Here is a 4,973-nt window from a genome sequence, read left to right as displayed (position 1 = left end):
GTGGTTGAAATCGACGGCGACTGTTTCGGTGACACCGTCAATTCCGCCGCCCGGCTCGCAGACCTTGCGGGTGCCGCCCAGATCCTCACGACCGAAAACGTCTGGACCGCCCTGTTGCCCGCCCAGAGGGCATCCCTGCGCAGCATGGGCCCCATGTACCTGCGCGGCAGGGCTGAAGCCAGCCATGTCTACCGGGTCGAATGGCAGGCTGGCCGCGACGAGGATGCCACGATGGCCGGGCGTTCGATGTTCTCTTCACCCAGCCAGGCCTTCCTCGAACTCAGCTTTGCGGAACAAACCGTCAGGCTGGATTCGAAAAGCAGCAAGCTGGCGCTGGGCCGGGCCGCCGATGCGGCGCTGACCTTGAACGACCCCCGTGTTTCGCGCATGCATGCCACCCTCGAATGGCGCGGCGGGCATTTTGTATTGACAGACGCTTCCAGCTACGGCACCTGGGTGTACCTGGGCAACCAGAGTGAGGCGGTGGTGCTGCGGCGCACCGAGTGCTACCTGGTTGGCAGCGGCCAGATCGTGCCGGGCTGCGAGCGTACCGACGAAAATGCCCCGCTTGTCACGTTTTCCATCAGGACCTGATCCGCGGAAGAGGGCGGATTCCGGACCTTTTTCGCTGCATGATGCAGGCTAGAATCGTTTTTTGTTTCAAGACGTAGGCGTCCCCCACAGGCCCGCAGCACGGTTTCCGCCAGTTACGTCCATTTCCATTCCCTCATGAGTCTCAAGAAACTTGGCCGTTACGATCTCATCCGCGTCCTCGGCAAGGGGGCGATGGGGCTGGTGTATGAGGGGCGGGATCCCAATCTTGACCGCCGGGTGGCGATCAAGACCATCAAGGTCGAAAATCTGTCGGAAGAAGCCGCCGCAGAGTACGAAGTGCGTTTTCGCACCGAGGCCCGGTCTGCGGCGCGCCTGCAGCATCCGCATATTGTCAGCGTCTATGACTCCGACCGTGACGGCGACATTGCCTTCCTGGTCATGGAATTCGTCGACGGCGACGACCTCAAGCACCACCTGGACAAGGGCAACCTCTACACCCTGGAGCAGACCCTGGGCATCATGGGTGACCTGCTTTCGGCGCTGGATTACGCGCACAGGCAAAGCATCGTCCACCGCGACATCAAACCGGCCAACCTGCTGATCGAGACGAGCGGGCGTGTCAAGCTCACCGACTTTGGTGTGGCACGCATCCAGGATTCCGGCGAAGCCACCCGTACGCAGGGTTCCATGGTCGGAACGCTGAAATACATGTCGCCCGAGCAGGTGCAGGGCCGGCCGATTGACGCCCGCGCAGACCTGTTTGCCGCTGGCATCGTGCTGTATCAACTGCTCACCGGGAAGCGGCCGTTTGACGGTGACACCGACTTCGCCACCATCCAGCAGATCGTCGGGCATACCCCGGTCATGCCGGGTGCGTTCAATGCCCGATTGCCCGCTGCGCTGGATGCCGTGGTGGCCAAGGCCCTGGCCAAATCGCGCGACCAGCGTTATGCCAGCGCGCAGGAGTTCCTTGCTGCGCTGCAGGCCGCGGCACGCGAGGCGCCCGATATCTCGGTGGTTCCGACCGCCGTGCCGCCCGGGCCCGGCAGCAGTTCAACCTGGACTTCCACCATGCTGTCCGGCGAAGCGCTGGTTGACCAGCCGTCAGGCACCAGCGCCAACATCTCGGTCGTGACGCAGGAGCTCGAGCTCGTCTACTGGAAAGACATCAAGGAGTCCATGGATGTGGAAGACATCCAGGGCTTTCTGGCCAAGTTCCCGTCGGGTATCTATGCCGACCTGGCGCGCCGCCGCCTCAAAAAACTCGGCGTGCCTGGCGCAGACGACTCGGACATCGGCCGGCGCCTGGGTACCGGAACGCTGATTGTTCCGCGTCCCGATACACAACCAGCCCCTCCAGCGCCGGCCAGCGTATCCGCCTCCGGGACCGACACCGATATGGCCTGGAAGGCCCTTGAAGAGGCGGCAGCCAAGGCGCCTTTGCCGCCTCATGTGCCGGTGAAGCCCGCCGCCGATGACCCGGATGCCACGCGCCTGGGGACACCGGTGGTCGCTGCGGCGGCTCAGCCGGACCAGGAAGAGCATGATGCATCCACCGACTGGCCGGAGACCGTGTTCAGCGAGGCACCCGTGAGCCCGGCAGCACCTGAGCCTGCCAGCGGGCGGCCAACGCAAGGTGCAGCCGCAATTCCCGCCATGGGCCCAGCCGCGAATACCAACGACGCCGCACGGCCGCCGATAAAGTCAAAATCGGCACGGCGGCGCAGTCCCCTGGCGTCGCCCGGGGTCGCAACGACACCCGCAAAGGCAGCTTCACCTGCACCCTACCGCTACCTGGTGTGGGGTCTGGCGGGCCTGGTGGCGCTGGCCGTGATTGGCCTTGGATGGAAATCCCTTTCCGGTCGCGCTGCCCCTGCCGCCCCGTCTGCCATACCGGCCAATATAGCGGCCAAGGCAGCGCCCGGCGCGGCGGTGGCCACGCCGGCAGCTTCCACTTCGCCCGTGGTGTCTGCGGCGCCTGCTGCAGCTGCACCCGCAGTGCCAGCTGCGCAGGCCCAGCTTGCGGCCTCGGCTGCTTCCTCTTCTGTGGCGAAGGCACCCCTGTCTGCAGCCTCTAGGGCAGCGCTTGCGGCTGCGGCCGCTACCCGAAAAGCTGCATTGGAAAAAGAACGGCAGGCCAAACAGGTTCAGCCCAAATCCGCTGCTACCCCTTCCCCTTCGGTGACCGACCAAGCTGCCACACCGGCGCCGCAGGCGGCTACCGGCAATCCGCGGCAGGCCTGTGAAGGGCGCATCCTCCTCGGTTTCCAGATCTGCATGTCTGAGCAGTGTGCCAAGCCGGGCTTCGCCCAGCACCCGGTTTGTGTGGAGCGACGTGCCATGGAGCAGCGGCGGCGTGACGCCGAGCAGCAGTCGAACCGGTAATTGCCGTTCAATATCCCTGGACAGGCGGGTGCTATAAAATCAATAGCTGCTCGCGCCCGCTACTAAAGGCCTGGAGCTGTTTTTATTCGGATTCCTGGGCATGCCAGGCAGCAGGCCGGCGCTGCGCCTGTTGCTGGCGTTCCTGGGCCAGCTGCTCTTCCAGTTGTAAACGCCCCTGGGTGGCCACGGCGATGACCTTGGTACGGTCCTTGCGGTGCGGGTACATGCGTTCAAACAGCTCGAGGTTGTGCCGGCGAAAGCGCATCGCCGCCTGGCGCGCTTCGTGCGGCGGCTGGCCCAGCAGTTCCAGCACCGTGCGCGCGCTGCGCAGGCTGGACTCGAACACCTCACGTTCCACCTGCATCACGCCGCGGTCACGCAGCGCGTTCCAGTGCGTCACGTCACGCGCGCGGGCGACGATCTGCATCTGCGGAAAATGCTCGCGCGCCAGGTCGACGATCTTGAGCGATTGCTCCATGTCGTCGACCGACAGCACCAGGATTTTGGCTGTGGCCGCGCCGGCCGTGCGCAACAGGTCCAGCCGCGTCGCATCGCCGTAAAACACCCGGTAGCCGAAAGCCCGCACGGTTTCGACCATTTCCGCGTCGTGGTCCAGCACGGTGGCCGGAATGCCCTGGGCCAGCAGCATGCGGCCGACGATCTGGCCGTAGCGGCCGAAACCGGCAATGATGATGGGCGCCTCCTGCTGCTCGGAGATTTCTTCGAGTTGCGGCGTGTCGCAGCCGGCCCAGCGCGGCAGCAACAACTTGTCGACGGCCACCAGCAGCAGCGGGCTCAGCAGCATGGACAGTGCCACCGCGCCTATCAGCAGTGAGGCGATCTCAGCGGAAAACACATGCGCCCCGGCTGCTGCCTGGAACACGACGAAGGCGAACTCGCCGCCCTGCGCCAGCAGTACCGCGAACACCGGGCGTTCCTGGAAAGGCAGCTTCATGAGGCGCGCCAGGCCGTAAATCACCACCAGTTTCAAACCGAGGAAGCCCACCAGGATGGCGGCCATCAGCCCGGGCGATTTCCAGAGCACGCCAAAGTCGATGCTCATGCCGACGGCAATGAAGAAGAGGCCCAGCAGCAGGCCCTTGAAAGGCTCGATATCGGTTTCGAGTTCGCGGCGGTATTCACTTTCCGCCAGCAGCACACCCGCCAGAAAAGCGCCCAGGGCCATCGACAGGCCGACGAACTGCATCAGCGCCGCAATGCCCACCACCAGCAGCAGCGAGGCTGCGGTAAAAATTTCAGGTGTACCGCTGTTGGCGATCCAGCGCAGCAGGGGCCGCAGCAGCAGGCGGCCGCCCAGGATGATGCCGACGATGGCCGCTACGATTTTGATAGCTTCCAGCGCACGACTGGTATGCGCTACAGCCTCATTTTCTCCACCGATTGCGCCCAGCAGGGGCAACAGCGCGAGAATCGGGATGGCCGCCACGTCCTGGAACAGCAGGATGGAAAACCCGGCCTGGCCGCTCGATGTCGGCATCAGGTGGCGCTCGCCGATGGCCTGCAGCGCGATGGCGGTGGACGACAGCGCCAGCCCGAGGCCGGCCACCAGCGCTATTTGCCAGCTCACGCCAAATGCCATCGCGACGCCTGTGAGCAGGGCGGCGCACCCCAGCACCTGGGCACTGCCCCAGCCGAAGATGGGCCGGCGCAGATTCCACAGGCGTTTGGGCTCCAGCTCCAGCCCCACCAGGAACAGCATCAACACCACGCCAAACTCGGCGAAGTGGAGGATGTCCTGCACATTGGTAACCAGGCCCAGGCCCCAGGGGCCTATGGCGATGCCGGCGGCCAGGTAGCCGATGATGGAACCGAGGCCGAGTTTTTTGGCCAGCGGCACGGCAATGACGGCGGCGGCCAGGTAAATAAAGCTGTTGGTCAGCCAGGCGGGTGCATGCTCCATAGTTATCGAGCCCCCACGCTTTTCACTTCGTGTGCCTTCGGCGTTACGCTGCCCCTTTCACTTTCAATAGGGGCTGCCTGGCCTTGGGGCGGCCCGACGGCCAGCCGCGCAG

Annotated in this window: 3 protein-coding genes; 2 read left to right on the top strand and 1 reads right to left on the bottom strand. The window is 64.7% G+C overall.

Annotated elements, in window-relative coordinates:
• Positions 1 to 594 (top strand): FHA domain-containing protein (locus AC1DWI_RS13675; RefSeq protein WP_477725022.1); only part of this gene is annotated, 594 nt, incomplete at its 5' end.
• 135 nt (positions 595 to 729) lie between these two features.
• Positions 730 to 2,940: a serine/threonine-protein kinase gene (locus AC1DWI_RS13670; protein ID WP_477668311.1), complete on the top strand. Its 2,211-nt coding sequence runs from the start codon at positions 730 to 732 to the stop codon at positions 2,938 to 2,940.
• An 82-nt stretch (positions 2,941 to 3,022) separates the two neighbouring features.
• Here the strand turns inward: AC1DWI_RS13670 and kefC are convergent, their stop codons facing one another.
• Positions 3,023 to 4,861: a glutathione-regulated potassium-efflux system protein KefC gene (gene kefC, locus AC1DWI_RS13665; RefSeq protein ID WP_477668310.1), complete on the bottom strand. Its 1,839-nt coding sequence runs from the start codon at positions 4,859 to 4,861 to the stop codon at positions 3,023 to 3,025.
• Between the last annotated feature and the right edge of the window lie 112 nt (positions 4,862 to 4,973).

It is taken from the genome of Polaromonas sp. P3_C2 (assembly GCF_056402675.1).
The sequence above is the reverse complement of the archived record's forward strand: the minus strand, read 5'-3'. Positions and strand labels throughout refer to the sequence as shown.